The organism is Streptomyces sp. NBC_00223 (assembly GCF_036199905.1).
Classification (GTDB): domain Bacteria; phylum Actinomycetota; class Actinomycetes; order Streptomycetales; family Streptomycetaceae; genus Actinacidiphila.
On record NZ_CP108109.1, the window covers coordinates 3,259,350 to 3,274,035 of the forward strand.

The following is a 14,686-nucleotide window of genomic DNA, read 5'->3' on the forward strand; positions in this document are numbered from 1 at the left end:
GACGGCCGCTCGGTTCTCGGCCCCGCCGGGCGCGGGATACGGTTTTCGCAGGGGGTGCGCATGGACGTGGAGTTCATCCAGTCGGTGGCCCGGGTCGGGTCGTGGGTCAGGGTCGCCCTGCTCAGCGGGGACAGCTGCGAAGGGCTGCTGGAGGAGCTGACCCTGAACCGGATGACGGTACGTCAGGAGGACGGCGTCCCGGTGGCCGTCGCGCTGGCCGCCGTCGCCATGGTCAAGCCGCTGTCGCCGCCGTCGAAGGGGGCGTTACCCCCGACCGCCGACCGGACCCCGCCCGCCCCGGAGGCCGCGCCAGCGCCCGCGCCCGTACCCGCCGCCTTACCCCACCTCCCCGGCCCGACCCCGGCAGAGCCCGCCGCCGTACCCGAACCCGTCGCGGGCCACGCGCCCGTCGCAGGCCACGCGCCCGCCGCCGTACCCGAGCCCGTACGGCAGCCCGCCCCCGTACGGCAGCCCGTCACCGCCCCCGCCGAAGCCGCCCGGGCCGCCGCCGTCGCCATCGCGCTGGACACCGTCGCCGAACTGCCCGTGCTCCCGGTCGACCTGGAGATCGACGTCGCCCCGGAGAACCGCGGCGAACTGCTGCGGATCAAGGACTCCTTCCAGTACGCGGTCAAGGCGCACGAGCTGGACCCCCGGCACGCCCGGGTCGCCAAGTGCTACGCCCGCACCCTGCACCTGTGGAACGCCGAGCGGGACAACGCCGCGCTCGCCCGGGTGCTCGGCGCGTTCGCGATCCTCAAGGAGGACGTGGAGTCCGCCCACCGCTATCTCAATCTGGCCGCCGAGGGCGGGGACGTCACCGCGTGGCGGCTACTGGCGGTGACCTCCGCCCGCCGGGCCGACCCCGACACCGCGCTCTACGCGCTGCTGCGCCTCTTCCGGCACACCGCGCCCGCCGCCGACCCCGCGGCCTGGCAGGCGCTGCTCGTCCTGCTCGACGCCGCCGCCGGCACCCGGGCCCGGCTCGGCGAGCTGCGGGACGCGCCCGGGCACGACGACGACGCCCGCGCCGACGTAGGGGCCGCGCTGGGCTCGACGGTCCCGGTCACCGTCCCGGCGCCGCGACCGGCGGGCGCGCTGCCGCTGCCCGGCGGCCGGCAGGCGCCCGCGCCACGACCCGCGGCCCTGGTCCATACCCCTGTCCGCGGTTCCGCGCCCGCCGCCCGCGCCGAGGCCCTGCGCAAAAGCGGGCGGGCGGCGGCCGAGGACACCTACCAGACGGCCAAGAACCTGGAGCACGGCAAGGAGTTCGAGCGCGCCAAGGCCGCCTACCGCAAGGCGATCAAACGCGGCGGCGCCAAGCGGGAGAGCGCCGTGAAGGACCTGGCGTGGCTGACCCGCAGGATCGACGGGCCCGAGGCGGCGCTGCGGGTGGTCGAGGCCGAGTTCCCCGGTCTGATCAGGCCGGGCGACGCCCTCGACAACATCATGATCGACTTCCTGACCGGCGCCCGCCGCTACCCCGAGGCGCTGGAACGCCTGGAACGGCAGGCCCGCAGGGGCGATCTGACCAGCAGCAAGCGTTACCACCTGCTGCACCAGATCGCGTACGTCAAGCTTGCCGACGGCCAGGACGCCACCGCCGACTGGCAGTCGGTGATCGATCTCAACCCCGAGGACCAAGCCGCCCAGCGCGGTCTGGCGCTCGCGCTGATCCAGCGCGGTCTGTCCGGCGACCTGGACCGCGCCGAGGAGCTGGTACGCGGCCATGTCGCCGGGCAGACCGAGACGATCAGACGGCGGATCGCGGCCCTGCGGCAGGGCGACAACAGCGGCCAGGACGCCTCGGACTGGATGGAACGGATGCTGGAGGCCAATGACGTCCTCGCCGACTCCACCCCTCCCCTGGTCACCTACGTCGTGCAGAACTACTCGGAGCTGGCCAACAGCACGAAGGAGGGCCGCGAGCGGCGCCGGGGCCGGGTCAACCGCGGCGACCTCAACACCATGGCCGAGTCCGCCCGGCAGTGGCGGGCCACCGGCCAGGAGGAGAACAGCGTCCAGGCGTACATCTCCGCCTCCGTGCTCGCCCGTGAGCTGGGCGAGCCCAACGCGCAGCGCTATCTGTGCCTGGGGCTGATCATCCTGGCCGACATCGTGCGCGACCGGCAGCAGCAGGAGTCCGCCCGCGATCTGTACTGCGCGGCGCTGGCCGCCGCCGACGAGCGCGAGGACGACGACCGGCCGCGCGATGTGCGCACCGCGCTGATCGGCTATCTGCGCTCGCTCAACGGCCGGCTGACCGGGCCCCGGCGGCGCAGGGACCGCGAGGAGTCGATCCCGCTGGTCGCCAAGGTCGCCGACGTGCTCGAAGAGGAGTACACGCGCTCCGGCACGGCCGTCTTCGACCTCTTCCCGCCGCTGTTCGCGGACACCGGGCAGCCCCGGGAGGTGGTGCTCGAAGCGCTCGCCCGGCGGCCCGCGCTGCTGGACGCGGCGGCCGACCACCTCGGGGTGACCCAGCGGCCCGGGGCGCCGCTGCGCACCGAGCTGGCCGCCTGGCAGTCCGTCGGCGACCGCTGGAACCGCTACCGCCGGCAGATCGAGCACGCCCGCGACGAGCTGCGCCAGCTCACCATCGAGGACGGCGCCCTGGAGTCGGCGATCACCCGGGTGCGCGAGTTGATCGAGATCAGCCCCGAGTCCCTGCACGAACCGCTGGACCGGGTGCTCAACGGCCTGTACGAGCTCCAGCGGTTCGGCCGCGAGGTGTCCTTCGAGGAGCGCGAGAACTGTCTGCGGCTGGCCCGCGGCGCCGCCGCCGAGGTGCGCGCCGACATCGCCCGCGGCCCGACGAGCCTGGCCGTCGGGCTGATCGAGCCGGTCGCGCTGCACATCCAGGACCTGGTCGAGCAGGCGCGTACATATCTGCTGACCAGCCAGCCGCCGCGGCCCGAACTGAGCCTGGCCCTGGAGCAGAGCAGCGGCGGGCACAACGGAGTGGTGACCGTGCAGATCAAGGTCTCCAACGCGCCCGGCATGGCCCCGGTCGAGTCTCCGCAGCTGGTGATCGCCGACGACCCGACGCTGTACACGGTCGGCGAGCCCACCGTCCGGATCGCCACCGTGGTGCGCGGCGGGGAGCACCGGATCCAGGCGGTGAAGCTGCGGATCACCGAACAGGGCTTCGCGGTGGGCGCGTTCTCGCTGCCGGTCACCCTGCGGTACCGGCTGCGGATCAGCGACGAGCAGGCGGAGTTCGTGGCCAATCTGCCCGTACGGCTGGCCCGCGAGGAGGAGTTCCGGCGCATCCCCAACGCCTTCCAGGACGGCGCGACCGGGCGGCCGGTGCACGACCCCGACATGTTCTACGGCCGGGACGACCTCATCGACCGTATCCGCTCCCGGCTGCGGGAGGCGGGCAACCCCGGGGTCGGGGTGGCGATCTTCGGGCAGAAGCGCGCGGGCAAGTCCTCGATCCGGCACCATCTGTGCAAGCGGCTGCGGGAGTTGGACGGTCTGCCGGTGGTGGACGTCGGCAACATCGGCACGCTCTCGCCCGAGCGGGACGACGAGGGCGGCACCCGGCTGCGGGCGCTGCTGATGTGGCGCATCCTGGAGGGCGCGCACGCGGCGCTGCGCCGGCTGGACCCGGACGACGACCACGGCGCCGGGCCGCTGATCCCCGACGGGCTGACCAAGGCGGCCTTTCTGCGCAGCCCCGAACCGGTGCACGACTGCGCCGAGTTGATCCAGGCGCACCGGGACCGCTACCGGGGGCGGCCGCCGACGCTGACCGTACTGATCGACGAGTTCCAGTACATCGATCTGTGGATCAGGCGCGGGATGCTGTCGTCGTCCTTCATGCAGTCGTTCAAGGCGCTGATCGAGCGTCAGATCTTCCATCTGGTGATCGTCGGGCAGGACGCGCTGGACCGGCTGATCCAGGAGGACCCCAATGTCTTCGGGGTGTTCACCACCGAGCGGGTCACGTATCTGGTGGACACCGAGGCCCGTAAGCTCATCGAGCGGCCGATCAGGATCACCGACGGCACCCGTGAGATCAGCCGTTACCGGGAGCGGGCGGCCGACCGGGTGATCGAGCTGACCGGTGGCAGCCCCTTCTACATCCAGCGGTTCTGCTGGCAGTTGGTGGAGTACATGAACTCCGAGCGCGTACCGTTCGTCACCGAGGCCGATGTCGAGCAGGTCCGCGGCGACTTCCTCGAACAGCTGGAGGTCAAGGACTTCGACAACCTGGAGTCCCCCGGCTACACCGATCCGGACGCCGCGACCAGCAAGGAGTACCAGGACGTGCTGCTGGCCGTCGCCCGTGCGTCGCGGAACCAGGCCGCCACCCTCCAGGCGATCAACGCCGAGTACCGGGGCAGCCGGTTGCAGGAACTGCTCCAGGACCTCGAAGTGCGCGATGTCGTACGGCACGAGTCGGGGCGCTACCGGATCGTGGTGAGGCTCTACCAGGAGTGGCTGCTGCGGTACTTCGGCGCCACCGCGTACGGCTCCAACGCGTCGATCGGCAACGCGGTATGAGCGCGGCGGTGCCCCCGCAGGGGCCAGGGTCCGGGCCGGTGCCGGTGCCGGTTCCCGGGGTGAATCCGTACCGGCGGGCCGGGAGCGTGGTCGAGGGCGAGCTGTTCATCGGGCGCGGCGGGCTGCTGCGTACCGTGGAGTCCACCTGGCGCGACCCGGGCACGCCGACCAATCTGCGGGTCGTCGGCCATCACCGCACGGGCAAGACCAGCCTGGTCAGACGGGCGTTGACCACCCTGCCCGGCACCCGGCCCGATCTGATCCAGGTGTGGATCGACGTCAGCCGGCAGGAGTCCGGCATGGATGTCTTCCGCACGATCGCGAAGTCGGTCGTGGCCGCGTTACGGAAGGCGGGCGACTCGGCTCCGCCGGGGCTGCTCGCCGCGCTGGCGCCCATCAGCCAGGCCGTGCAACTCGCCGTCGAGTGGCACGACTTGGAGGGCGCGGTCAATGACTTCTTCGCCACCATGCACGAGGCGGGCCAGCACGGGCTGCTGGTGCTCGACGAGTTCGACCGGGCCGAGGGCGTCTTCAAGCGGCTGGCCGAATTCCAGCTGCTGCGGGCCGTGGTGAGCGATTCCGGCTGCACGATGGGCCTGATCACCGTCTCCCGCCGGGACATCGAGTCCATCGAGACGGACGCGGCGGGCGGCTCGATCCTCGGCGGTGTCGTCGTCAACAAGCTCTACGTCGGCATGTTCGACGACAGCGAGACCGATCTGATGCTGGCCCGCGCGGCGGCCGTCGGGATCGGGCTGGCGGCGGCCCGCCCGCGGATCGTCGAGCACACCGGATCGCACCCCTTCCTGCTCGACGTGCTCTGCCGCAGCCTCGTCGAGGTCCAACTTGCCACCGGCGCACTGGACTTCCGTACGGCCTACGAGCAGGTCGAGGAGACCTTCGCGGACCAGTTCGCCCGGCTGCTGCGCAACATCCGCGGCGACACCGGGCGTGAGGTGGCCGCGCTGCTGCGGCAGGTCGCCGCAGGGACGGCCCCGGCGGGCCTGCACTCGCTCGAACTGTCCCGGCTGAGCCGGATGGGCGTGGTCAGGACCGCCCCGGACGGCCGCCCCGAGCTGTTCTCGGCGGCGTTCGGGCGGTACGTGATGACGTCGGCGGTCGAAGCGTAGGCCCGGCGGGTCCCCTCGGAAGTGCCTTGTACGGTCCGGGGGTTACGCGGCTTCGGCGCGTTCCAGATGTGCCAGGCAGGCGGCGGGCTCGGCGAAGGGCTCCAGCCGGGTGGCGTCCAGCGGGGCCCGCAGCTCCGCCAACGCGCCCTGCATCAGGCCCAGATGAATCCGGCACACCAACCGCTCGTGGGTCTCGGCCAGTTCGAGGAACGGGCAGTGCCGCAGCCGGATCGCCTCCGGCGCTTCGCCGTCCGTAAGGTTCCCGGCGCCCTCCTGAGCCTCCGCTCCCCGGACCGGCTGCGGGTCGAAGCCGAGGTCGTCCAGCAGCGCGGTGAGCCGACTCGCCGCCTGGGCCGGCGTCAGTCGCGCGTACGGCTCGGGCCGGTCGACCAGATAGCCGCCCCACGCGCGGCCCGCCGCGACCGCCGCCTCCCCCGCGTCGGGTCCGGCCGCCGCGAGCCGGCCCAGCAGGATCTGGGCCAGCAGCCGGTAGCTGCGCGTGCCCCCGCGGTCCATGCCGGGCTTGGGCGCGTACTGGGTGCGCGGCCGCCCGGGACCTGAGTGCTCCGCCGGGGTCCGTACGACCGAGCCCTCGGCCACCAGCGCGTCCAGGTGGAAGCGCGCGGTGTTGGGGTGGACGCCGAGCCGCTGCGCCACCTCGGCCGCGCCCAGCGGCGTCGGTGCGGCCCGCAGCACGTCCCGTACCTCCGACCTGCGCGGACCCCGCTGTGCCGCGTTCATGGCCGTCGGCCCTCCGCTCGCGGAGGCAGGGCCGCGCTCAGCGGCCGGTCGCGCCCGGCGAGCCCCGGCTTCGAGGCGCCGGCCCGGCCCTTCACGTCCACGCACGGCCGCGCGATCACACAGGTCATGACGTCCTCTTCCTCCGCACGCTCACCCTCGCCGATGTTTTTACGAATAGTACCTGTAATAATGGTGATTCCCCTGCCGGGGGCAGAGAAGGGAAGCACCGTGACGTCGTCCTCAGAGATCCACATCCAGGCCACCGCGACCGACCCGGCCGACCGTTCGGCGGCCGCCGTCCAACACGGCTGTCCTCAGCAGCCCGACCCGTCCGACCTGGCCGACCTGGCCGACGTGATCGACGTACGGGAGATCCCGCACGGGCAGCGCCATCCGCGGATCTTCGCCCGCTGGGCCCGGCTGGCTCCCGGCGACGGCTTCACCCTGGTCAACAACCACGACCCCAAGCCGCTGCGCCGGGAGTTCGAGGCCACCCACCCGGGCGCCTTCACCTGGGACTACGTCGAGTCCGGCCCCGAGCTGTGGCGGGTGCGGATCGGACGGGCGGCCGTCGATGTCTGACGCCGACGGCGCCCCGGCGCCGGTCCCCACAACCCCGCGCGTCCTCTGCGACGTCAAAGCCCTCACCACGCTCGCCCCCGGCTCGGCCGGCGCCCTGTGGAAGCTGGCCGAGTCCGGCCGCCAACTGGACGCCAATGTCGTCCATCTCCCGCCCCACCAGCGCGTGGACACGCACAGCGAACCGGATCTGGACGTACTGCTGCTGGTGGTCTCCGGCGAGGGCACGCTGCGCAGTCCGCACCGACCGCAGCGTCTCGCGGAGGGCACGCTGCTCTGGCTGCCGCACGGGTCCGCGCGCAGTATCACGGCGGGCGAGCGGGGGCTGTTCTATCTGACCGTTCACCGCCGGCGGCCGGGCATGCGGATCGGGCGCCGGGAGGGTGATCCGGGCCCGGACGTCGCGTAACGGGTGCCGCGTGGCGGGCAGCGCCGCGTGCGGAGGCGGCTCAGGCTCAGACGATCTTCGCGACGGTCAGCAGGACGGCGGAGTCCTCCAGCGCCTCCACGCTGTGCCGTTCCGGCGGTACGACGATCAGATCGCCGATCCGTCCCTCCCACGACGTGGACCCGCCGGTCAGCCGGACCCGTCCGCGCAGCACGATCAGCGTGGCCTCGCCGGGGTTCTCGTGCTCGGCGAGGACCGTGCCCGCGGTGAGCGCGACGAGGGTCTGCCGCAGCACGTTCTCGTGACCGCCGAAGAGCGTTTCCGAGCTGCGCCCGTGCGAGGACGCGGCGGCGCGCTCCAGGTGTTCACGGGTCTGAGCGTCCAGTGAGAGTTTGCGCATGCCCCCCAGTCTGCCCGCCCCACCCCCACCCCGCCCCCGCACACCCCACCACGGCCGGCGGCCCGACGCGACGCCGTCCCGAAACCACGCCGGCGGCCCCCACACCCCCGCCGCCCCGGGCGGGTCAGTCGCGGTGCCAGGCCGCGAGCAGCTGTTCCGGTCCGTACGACGCCTGAAGGCCGGAGCAGTCCACGCCGCTGCGTGACACCGCGACGAGCGGGACCGGGTCGTCGGTGAGCGCGGCCCGGTGCTTGTGCAGCGCGGCGAGGTCGTGGCTGTCGAAGGCGGAGTTCTCCAGCCACTTGACCGAGCCGAGGAAGAGCAGTTCCTTGGCCACGGGCTGCCGGTCGGCGCCCACCAGGTCGATCTCGATGTCGTTGCTCCGGGTCCAGTAGCCGCCGACGGCCGGGGCCGCGGGCAGTCTGCCGTCGGGCAGCAGACGGGCCAGGGACTCACGGATCAGCGGTTCGACCGCGCGGCCCCGCCAGCTCGTCCACTGTTTCTTGATCCGGTTCAGGGTGAGGTCGCCCCGCATCCGTTCGATCTCCGCCATGTGCGGATCGAGGAAGGCCAGCCAGAACCGCAGATAGGGGTCGGCGACCCGGTAGCGGCGTTCCTTGGAGGGCCGCAGCGAGAGAGGGAGGTCGGCGGCGACCACCCGCTTCTCGATCAGCAGGTCGGTGGCCCGGGTGAGCGTGGTGTGGGCGACACCGCCCGCCGCGCGCGCGATATTGGTGAAGGTCCGCTCGCCCGAACCGATGGCCCGCAGTACCTCCCGGCTCATGGCCTGTGGCGGGAACTCCGCGGCCAGCGACCTTTCCGCCGAGACCAGCAGCGCGGAGATCGGGCTGTCCAGGGCCTCGCGCAGGAACTCCCACAGGCTCGCTCCCGGCCGCCACTCCGCGCAGATCAGCGGCAGTCCGCCGGTGACCAGCGTGGCGTCGAAGGCCGCCGCCGGTTCCAGGCCGAGCATCTCGCCGATGTCGGCGGGGTTGAGGGGGCCCACCACCATCTCCCGGCCGCGCTGGTGGAAGGGCCGCTCATAGCTGTTGAGCGCCTCCATCATCGACAGGTCGGAGCCGACGAGGAGCAGCAGCACCGGCTTGCGGCTCAGATTCCGGTCCCAGGCCCGTTGCAGCATGCCCTCGAAGGCGTCGATCCGTTCCATGAGATAGGGCACCTCGTCGAACACGACCACGCTCGGCCGGTCGTCGGGCAGGATCTCGGCGAGCAGCCGGAAGGCCGCGTTCCACTGCCCGGGGGCCTCCTCGACGAAGGCGTCCCGGCCCGGCAGGGTCGAGGTCCGTACCGCGTCGAGCAGCTCGGACAGCTCGTCCTCGGCGGAGCCGCCGGCGGCCGTGAAGAAGACATACGGCACCCCCGTACGCCGCAGGAACTCCTCGACCAGGCTCGACTTGCCGACCCGGCGGCGCCCCCGCATCAGCACGCACTGCCCGGGGCGGGCCGCCCCGACGCCCTCGCCGACCTGGTCGAGTGCCGTGCCGAGCGCCCGCAGCTCCCGCTTCCGACCGATGAAACGCTGCATACGACTTCCTAGCGCGAGAGATAGTATCTCCAGCGATAGTATCTCTCGCGCTACCATTGTCGCGAGACAGCACCATCCAAGGGAAGGTTCCCCGGTCCCGTGGCCTCCCGCAGTGCGGGGTCAGACGATGCCCGCTGTGCGGAGGCGGGTGATGAGGGCGGGGAGAGTGGCGGGTGGGGCCAGTTCGAGTTCGGCCGCGTACGCGTAGTGGCCCGAGCGGCGAAGGTGTGCGGCGAGGTCGCGTACGGAGTCCCGGTCACCGACCGCCGCGGCGGACCGCAGCGTCCTGCTCGCCTGGTCGTAGTCGCCGCGGCGCCGCAGCTCCGCGGCGGCATCCCGGGCAGGCGGCTCCTCCGCCTCGCCGCACCCCCGCTCGTGCTCGCCGGACGGCCCGGCGGCGGTGTTCCGCACCAACGGGATACCACTGCCGTCCCCCGTACAGCCGAGCTGCGGCGCGGGCATCCCGCGCCCGCCGAGCCGTGCCGTCAGCCGCGCGTAGACCGTGCCGACGTCCAGCGTCTCGGGCCCGCCGGGCAGCCCCTGCTCCAACAGGTCGACCAGCGCGCCGGTGAAGGCCGTGTACGTCTCCCCCTCGGGCGAACGCGCCTGCCGCGTGGCCGCGCACGCGGTGAGTACGGCGGTGCCCTCGATCGCGGCCGAGTTGGCGAACACCGTGCCGTTCGCGGCGCCGCCCATCGCCCCCGGGATCGCCAGCGCGCTCCAGCAGCAGTCCAGCACGACGACCTTGCGCGGCACCCCGGCCGCCTCGCGCAGCAGCGCGGTACGGACATGGCCGTAGTCCAGGGCGAGATGGGTGCCGCCGGGCTCGTAGGACCCGGGGAGCGCGAGGTGCAGGGCGCCGCCGCCGTCCTTGAGCGGGTCGGTGAGGCCGTGGCCCGCGTAGTAGACGAGCAGCGTGCCGTCCCCGGTGACCGCCCTCGCGGCGGCGCGGATCGCCGCGAGTACGGCCTCGGAGTCGGCCGGTTCGCGGACCACCGCGCAGTGCTCCGGGGGCAGGCCCCACACCCGGGGGTCGGTCAGGAGGGCGGCGAGGGCGTCCAGATTGCGTGCCACGGCGGGCAGTTGGCGGTCCGCGGGCATCGCGTCGTAACGCGACACCCCGATCAGCACGGCCCGCGAGGCCCCGGGGTCAGCCGGCGGCACCGGTCGGCCCTCCGGGCGCGGCGGGCGGCGGTACGGCGGGCGGGGCCGGGGGAAGCGGCGGTACGGGCGGCGGTGCGGGCTGTGCCGACGCCCCGGACGGCGGCGGCCCGGACGGCGCACCGGGCGATACAGCCGGCGCCTGGCCGGGCTGCGCCGCCGCAGCCGCCTGCCCGCTCTGCGCCGCCACCGCCGCCTGGATCTGCGCGGTCAGCACCGCCGGGTCCACGTCCCCGTTGACCACGACGACCACCCCGCCCGCCGCGACCGAGATCTGCGGCGCCGTCCCGGTCCCCCGGCGGCGCTGGTCGATGAACGACACCAGCGATACGAGCAGCCCGCCCAGACCGATGGCGTTCGGCACGATCAGATTGAGCAGGTCGAAGCCGGTGCCCATGGTGCCGCTGCCGGGGGCGGGGGCGGGCGGGGGCGGGGCGGCGGCCGCGGCGAAGGCCCGTACCGGCGGGTCCGTGGCCAGCCAACGGTAGAGATCGGCCCCCGAGCCCTCCGCGGTCCTGATCGTCAACTCCATGCCGGCGCCCCCAACTCCCCCCGCCCGTACGGGGATCGGCAGTTGTCGGGTCAACTCTACGAGTTCCGGAGGGTCACGCGCGGACTCCCCGCCGACAAGCCGCACGGCCGACGGAAGGCCCGGCCCCCTCAAACAGCCGGCCCCCTCAAACGGACCGCCCACCCGGAGAGATCACCCCTCCGGCCAGGCGAACCGCACCCCGGTGAACTCCTCCGACGCCGCCCACAGCTCGCGCGCCGCCGCGGGCTCCTCGGCGGCGCGGGGCGGCCGGACCGGACCGGGGACGCCCGCGCCCTCGAACCGGCCGGTGGGACCGTAGAAACCGCCGGGCTCGATGCCGGGGGCGGTGGCCGCGTAGAGCGAGGGCAGGGCGGCGCCCTCGACGGACTGCCCGATCACCCGGCCCAGCACCAGCCGGATGAGGGCCTGCGTGGCACGCGAACCGTGCTGCTGGAGGCCGGTCAGCGCGGTGCCGGGGTGGACGGCGACGCTGGTCAGACCGGCCGCGTCCCCGACCCGCCCGGCCGCTGCGGCGCCCGAGGCCGCGGCACCCGAGGCCGCGGCACCCGACTCCCCGACCCCCGCCGCGTCGGCCCGCCGCTGCAACTCACGGGCGAAGAGCACGTTGGCGAGCTTCGACGTGGCGTACGACCCCATCGGCCGGTAGCGCCGCTCGCTGTTCAGGTCGTCCAGGCGGGCCAGCCGGCTGCGGGCGATCATCGCGCTGACGGTGACCACGCGGGCGCCGGGCGCCCGCAGCAGCAGCGGAAGCAGGCCGCCGGTGAGCGCGAAGTGGCCCAAGTGGTTGGTGCCGAAGGTGAGTTCGAAGCCGTCGGCGGTCGTACGGCGGTCCGGGATCGCCATCACGCCCGCGTTGTTGACCAGCAGGTCAAGCGGGCGGCCGGCCGCGGTGAGGCGGTCGGCGAAGGCCGCGACGGACGCCAGGTCGGCGAGGTCGAGCACCTCGGGCCTGGCGACCGCTCCGGGCACGGCGGCGGTGATCCGTTCCACCGCGGCCCGCGCTTTGCCCGCGTCGCGCCCGGCGACGACGACTTCCGCGCCCGCCCCGGCCAGCGCGGTGGCGGTGACCTCGCCGATGCCGCTGTTGGCTCCGGTGACGACGGCGAGGCGGCCCTTCTGGGAGGGGATCGACTCGGGAAGGCGGTCGGCGGTCCAGCCGTTCATGGCGGGCTCCTCAGGGCAGGCGCGGGTACCGGTCCAGTTTGTGACTGACTGGTTAGACACTTGAACCGTACGCCGGAGTGCCGTCATTTGTAAACATCCGGTTAGTCAGTCGTGTCGCTGCCCTAGACTGGCCTCCATGTCGACGAGGAACGCCGCAGCCACCAAGGCCCGCCTGCTCCAGGCGGCCACCGACGAGTTCGCCACGTACGGCATCGCGGGTGCCCGGGTGGACCGCATCGCGGCGGCCGCGGCGGCGAACAAGAACCTGATCTACATGTACTTCGGCAGCAAGGAGCAGCTTTTCGAGGCGGTCTGCGAGACCGCCATCGCCCGCCTCCTCGAAGCCGTCCCGCTGAACGCCTCCGACCTGCCGGGATACGCGGGCGCGCTGTTCGACTTCAACCTCGCCCACCCGCGGCTCATCAGGCTGGCCCGCTGGCACAGCCTGGAACGCCCGGGGACGGTGGTCCTGCCGGCCGCCGTCGAGGCGACCGCGGCCAAACTGTCGGCGATCGCCGAGGCCCAGGCGGCGGGCACCGTGGACGCGGGACTGCCGCCCCACGTGCTGCTCTCCCTGCTGCTCTCCCTCACGTCCACCTGGACGGACGGCAGCCCGGAGCCCGTACCCCCGGACGCCACGGCGACGGAGATCGCCCTGCGCCGGCACGCGGTGGTTCTCGCCGCCGCCCGCCTCACCCGGCCTCCGTCGGCGACCTGACCATCCGGTCAGTCAGCAGGTGCCCGGGGCGCGTACGCACCCCGGGCACCTTCGTACTCACCTTCGTACTCCCGCCGGAAGCCGCGCGGGCGGCAACGGCTCAGACCCGCATCTCCTCCGGGACCGCCGCCAGCGCCTCCTGGATCGCCGCCACCAGTTGGCGCGCCGACTCCGCGGTCAGTTCGAGCGCGACCCGCGCCGCGGGGCCCTTCGAGGGGTCGGTGAAGTCGATGTTGAGGGTGTGCTCGGCCATCGCGTGGACCGGGTGGTCGAAGTAGACCGTCACATCGGTGACATGGAACCAGGACCCGCCCGGCCCCTTCGCGCTGCCGTCGATCGCGTCCTTGACCGTGGTGTACGTGCACATGGTCAGCTCCCCAGGTGAGTACCGTAAAAGGCGGCGATCCGCTCCCAGCCGTCGTTGGCGGCGGCCACGTCGTAGTTGGGCCGGTTCACCGCGAAGAAGCCGTGGCCCGCGCCCTCGTAGGTGTGGAACTCGAAGTCCTTGTCGTACTCGGTGAGGATCTGCCCCAGCTCGGCGACCTGCTCCTGGCTCGGGTGCGAGTCCTCGGCGCCGAACAGGCCCAGCAGCGGGGGCCGCAGGTTCGGCAGCTGGTCGACCAGGTTGGTGACCTTCAGCGGGATGCCCTCGGGGACCGTACCGGTGACGAAGGCGCCGTAGCAGTCGACGGCCGCGTCGAGGTCGAGGTTGCAGCCGGCGAGTACGGACTGCCGGCCGCCGGAGCAGTAACCGATCACGCCCGCCTTGCCGTTGGAGGTGGGCAGCGCCCGCAGATACGCGGCGGCCGCGGCCACGTCGCCGACCAGCCGCTCGTCCGGTACGCCGCCCTGCGCGCGGGCGACCGCCGCCGCGTCGTCGGGCTCGGCCCCCGGCGCCTCGCGGGAGTACAGGTTGGGGCAGATCGCGTCGTAGCCCAGTTCGGCGAAGCGCCGCACGATCTCCTTGGTCGCACGGTCGTATCCGGGCATGTGGTGGATGACGACGACCCCGCCGCGGCGCGTGTTGTCCTCCGGACGGGCCAGATACGCCTCGATCGCGTCGCCGCCGTGGCCGGTGATGCCGACAGTGGTCGCGGTCAGGGAACCAGTGGGGGATTGACTCATGTCGCCACCTATATCATAAGCCTGGACTGATCAGTTTATACTGCCGATCATGTCATCCCACGGCACCGAGGACCGCACGGACGAGCACACCGGGCACACCGGGGTCGGCCCCAGCGCCGAGTACGCGGAGACCGCCGCGGACGCCACCGACGCCCGCGCCGAGGACCGTACCGACAACGGCGGTGAGCGCGACAGCGACCGTGCCGAGTCCGCCGCCCGTATCGCCACGGATCTGCGGGCCGCCCTCGGTCCGCTGGTCCGCAGACTGCGGCAGTTCAGGCCGGACGACGAGGCCACCCTCTCCCAGACCTCGGTACTGGTCCGGCTCGACCGCGAGGGCCCGGCGACCGCCTCCGAGCTGGCCGCGGCCGAGGGCATCCGCCCGCAGTCGATGTGCACGATCGTCAACACGCTGGGGGAACGCGGCCTGGTGACCCGTCACCCCGACCCGCACGACGGCCGGCGCATGGTCGTCTCGCTCACCGCCGAGGGCCGCGACGGACTCAACGGCGCCCGCCGCGAGCGCGGCCGCCGGCTGGCCCTGGCGATATCCGAGGAGCTGACCCCACAGGAGCAGAAGCAACTGGCCGCCGCGATCCCACTGTTGGAGAGGATCACCCCCCGTGTCTGACCGCCCGGGCGCCACCGTCACCGCCGACCCCGCCGACA

14 protein-coding genes are annotated in these 14,686 nt (G+C 73.0%); 6 read left to right on the plus strand and 8 right to left on the minus strand.

Annotated elements, in window-relative coordinates:
* Positions 1-60 precede the first annotated feature (60 nt).
* A complete protein-coding gene (locus tag OHA30_RS13625; protein WP_328914099.1) occupies positions 61-4,512 on the plus strand; it encodes an ATP-binding protein in 4,452 nt (1,483 codons plus the stop codon).
* A gap of 38 nt (positions 4,513-4,550) precedes the next feature.
* Positions 4,551-5,642, plus strand: coding sequence for an ATP-binding protein (locus OHA30_RS13630; protein WP_328914100.1), 1,092 nt, complete (start codon positions 4,551-4,553; stop codon positions 5,640-5,642).
* 42 nt (positions 5,643-5,684) lie between these two features.
* On the opposite strand, the gene OHA30_RS13635 is transcribed toward OHA30_RS13630, so the two are convergent.
* Positions 5,685-6,383 carry a helix-turn-helix transcriptional regulator gene (locus OHA30_RS13635; RefSeq protein WP_328914101.1) on the minus strand — a complete coding sequence of 233 codons (699 nt, stop codon included), beginning with the start codon at positions 6,381-6,383 and terminating at the stop codon, positions 5,685-5,687.
* A 228-nt stretch (positions 6,384-6,611) separates the two neighbouring features.
* Here OHA30_RS13635 and OHA30_RS13640 point away from each other — a divergent pair, with 228 nt between their 5' ends.
* Both OHA30_RS13640 and OHA30_RS13645 read left to right on the plus strand, forming a co-directional pair.
* Positions 6,612-6,965, plus strand: a complete 354-nt coding sequence (locus OHA30_RS13640; protein WP_328914102.1) for a DUF2249 domain-containing protein — start codon at positions 6,612-6,614, stop codon at positions 6,963-6,965.
* Entirely contained in the window at positions 6,958-7,371 is a 414-nt protein-coding gene (locus tag OHA30_RS13645; protein WP_328914103.1) for a cupin domain-containing protein, read from the plus strand. The genes OHA30_RS13640 and OHA30_RS13645 overlap by 8 nt, the downstream gene beginning before the upstream one ends.
* 46 nt (positions 7,372-7,417) lie before the next feature.
* On the opposite strand, the gene OHA30_RS13650 is transcribed toward OHA30_RS13645, so the two are convergent.
* The 5 genes from OHA30_RS13650 to OHA30_RS13670 all read right to left on the minus strand — a co-directional run bounded on the left by OHA30_RS13650 (position 7,418) and on the right by OHA30_RS13670 (position 12,174).
* Entirely contained in the window at positions 7,418-7,750 is a 333-nt protein-coding gene (locus OHA30_RS13650) for a cupin domain-containing protein (RefSeq protein WP_328914104.1), read from the minus strand.
* 124 nt (positions 7,751-7,874) lie between these two features.
* Positions 7,875-9,296, minus strand: a complete 1,422-nt coding sequence (locus OHA30_RS13655) for an ATP-binding protein (protein WP_328914105.1) — start codon at positions 9,294-9,296, stop codon at positions 7,875-7,877.
* A gap of 120 nt (positions 9,297-9,416) precedes the next feature.
* Complete coding sequence (locus tag OHA30_RS13660) at positions 9,417-10,460, minus strand: caspase, EACC1-associated type (RefSeq protein ID WP_328914106.1); 1,044 nt, start codon at positions 10,458-10,460, stop codon at positions 9,417-9,419.
* Positions 10,447-10,989: an effector-associated constant component EACC1 gene (locus OHA30_RS13665; protein WP_328914107.1), complete on the minus strand. Its 543-nt coding sequence runs from the start codon at positions 10,987-10,989 to the stop codon at positions 10,447-10,449. The genes OHA30_RS13660 and OHA30_RS13665 overlap by 14 nt, the downstream gene beginning before the upstream one ends.
* 171 nt (positions 10,990-11,160) lie before the next feature.
* Entirely contained in the window at positions 11,161-12,174 is a 1,014-nt protein-coding gene (locus OHA30_RS13670) for an SDR family NAD(P)-dependent oxidoreductase (RefSeq protein WP_328914108.1), read from the minus strand.
* Positions 12,175-12,310: 136 nt separating this feature from the next.
* On the opposite strand from OHA30_RS13670, the gene OHA30_RS13675 reads away from it, so the two are divergent.
* The gene (locus tag OHA30_RS13675; RefSeq protein ID WP_328914109.1) at positions 12,311-12,892 is read left to right on the plus strand and encodes a TetR/AcrR family transcriptional regulator; all 582 of its coding nucleotides are present in this window, start codon (positions 12,311-12,313) and stop codon (positions 12,890-12,892) included.
* A 100-nt stretch (positions 12,893-12,992) separates the two neighbouring features.
* Here the strand turns inward: OHA30_RS13675 and OHA30_RS13680 are convergent, their stop codons facing one another.
* Positions 12,993-13,259: a DUF6295 family protein gene (locus OHA30_RS13680; protein WP_328914110.1), complete on the minus strand. Its 267-nt coding sequence runs from the start codon at positions 13,257-13,259 to the stop codon at positions 12,993-12,995.
* A gap of 2 nt (positions 13,260-13,261) precedes the next feature.
* Positions 13,262-14,017 carry a dienelactone hydrolase family protein gene (locus OHA30_RS13685; protein ID WP_328914111.1) on the minus strand — a complete coding sequence of 252 codons (756 nt, stop codon included), beginning with the start codon at positions 14,015-14,017 and terminating at the stop codon, positions 13,262-13,264.
* Between the two features lie 49 nt (positions 14,018-14,066).
* Here OHA30_RS13685 and OHA30_RS13690 point away from each other — a divergent pair, with 49 nt between their 5' ends.
* Positions 14,067-14,648: a MarR family winged helix-turn-helix transcriptional regulator gene (locus OHA30_RS13690; RefSeq protein WP_328914112.1), complete on the plus strand. Its 582-nt coding sequence runs from the start codon at positions 14,067-14,069 to the stop codon at positions 14,646-14,648.
* Positions 14,649-14,686 lie beyond the last annotated feature (38 nt).

What these genes read in the sequence shown, in the direction of transcription:
- OHA30_RS13645 (WP_328914103.1), top strand. Translation starts at nt 6,958, where the DNA reads ATGTCTGACGCCGACGGCGCCCCGGCGCCGGTCCCCACAACCCCGCGC.
- OHA30_RS13675 (WP_328914109.1), top strand. Translation starts at nt 12,311, where the DNA reads ATGTCGACGAGGAACGCCGCAGCCACCAAGGCCCGCCTGCTCCAGGCG.
- OHA30_RS13650 (WP_328914104.1), bottom strand. Translation starts at nt 7,750, where the DNA reads ATGCGCAAACTCTCACTGGACGCTCAGACCCGTGAACACCTGGAGCGC.
- OHA30_RS13625 (WP_328914099.1), top strand. Translation starts at nt 61, where the DNA reads ATGGACGTGGAGTTCATCCAGTCGGTGGCCCGGGTCGGGTCGTGGGTC.
- OHA30_RS13680 (WP_328914110.1), bottom strand. Translation starts at nt 13,259, where the DNA reads ATGTGCACGTACACCACGGTCAAGGACGCGATCGACGGCAGCGCGAAG.
- OHA30_RS13665 (WP_328914107.1), bottom strand. Translation starts at nt 10,989, where the DNA reads ATGGAGTTGACGATCAGGACCGCGGAGGGCTCGGGGGCCGATCTCTAC.
- OHA30_RS13670 (WP_328914108.1), bottom strand. Translation starts at nt 12,174, where the DNA reads ATGAACGGCTGGACCGCCGACCGCCTTCCCGAGTCGATCCCCTCCCAG.
- OHA30_RS13655 (WP_328914105.1), bottom strand. Translation starts at nt 9,296, where the DNA reads ATGCAGCGTTTCATCGGTCGGAAGCGGGAGCTGCGGGCGCTCGGCACG.
- OHA30_RS13635 (WP_328914101.1), bottom strand. Translation starts at nt 6,383, where the DNA reads ATGAACGCGGCACAGCGGGGTCCGCGCAGGTCGGAGGTACGGGACGTG.
- OHA30_RS13690 (WP_328914112.1), top strand. Translation starts at nt 14,067, where the DNA reads ATGTCATCCCACGGCACCGAGGACCGCACGGACGAGCACACCGGGCAC.
- OHA30_RS13685 (WP_328914111.1), bottom strand. Translation starts at nt 14,017, where the DNA reads ATGAGTCAATCCCCCACTGGTTCCCTGACCGCGACCACTGTCGGCATC.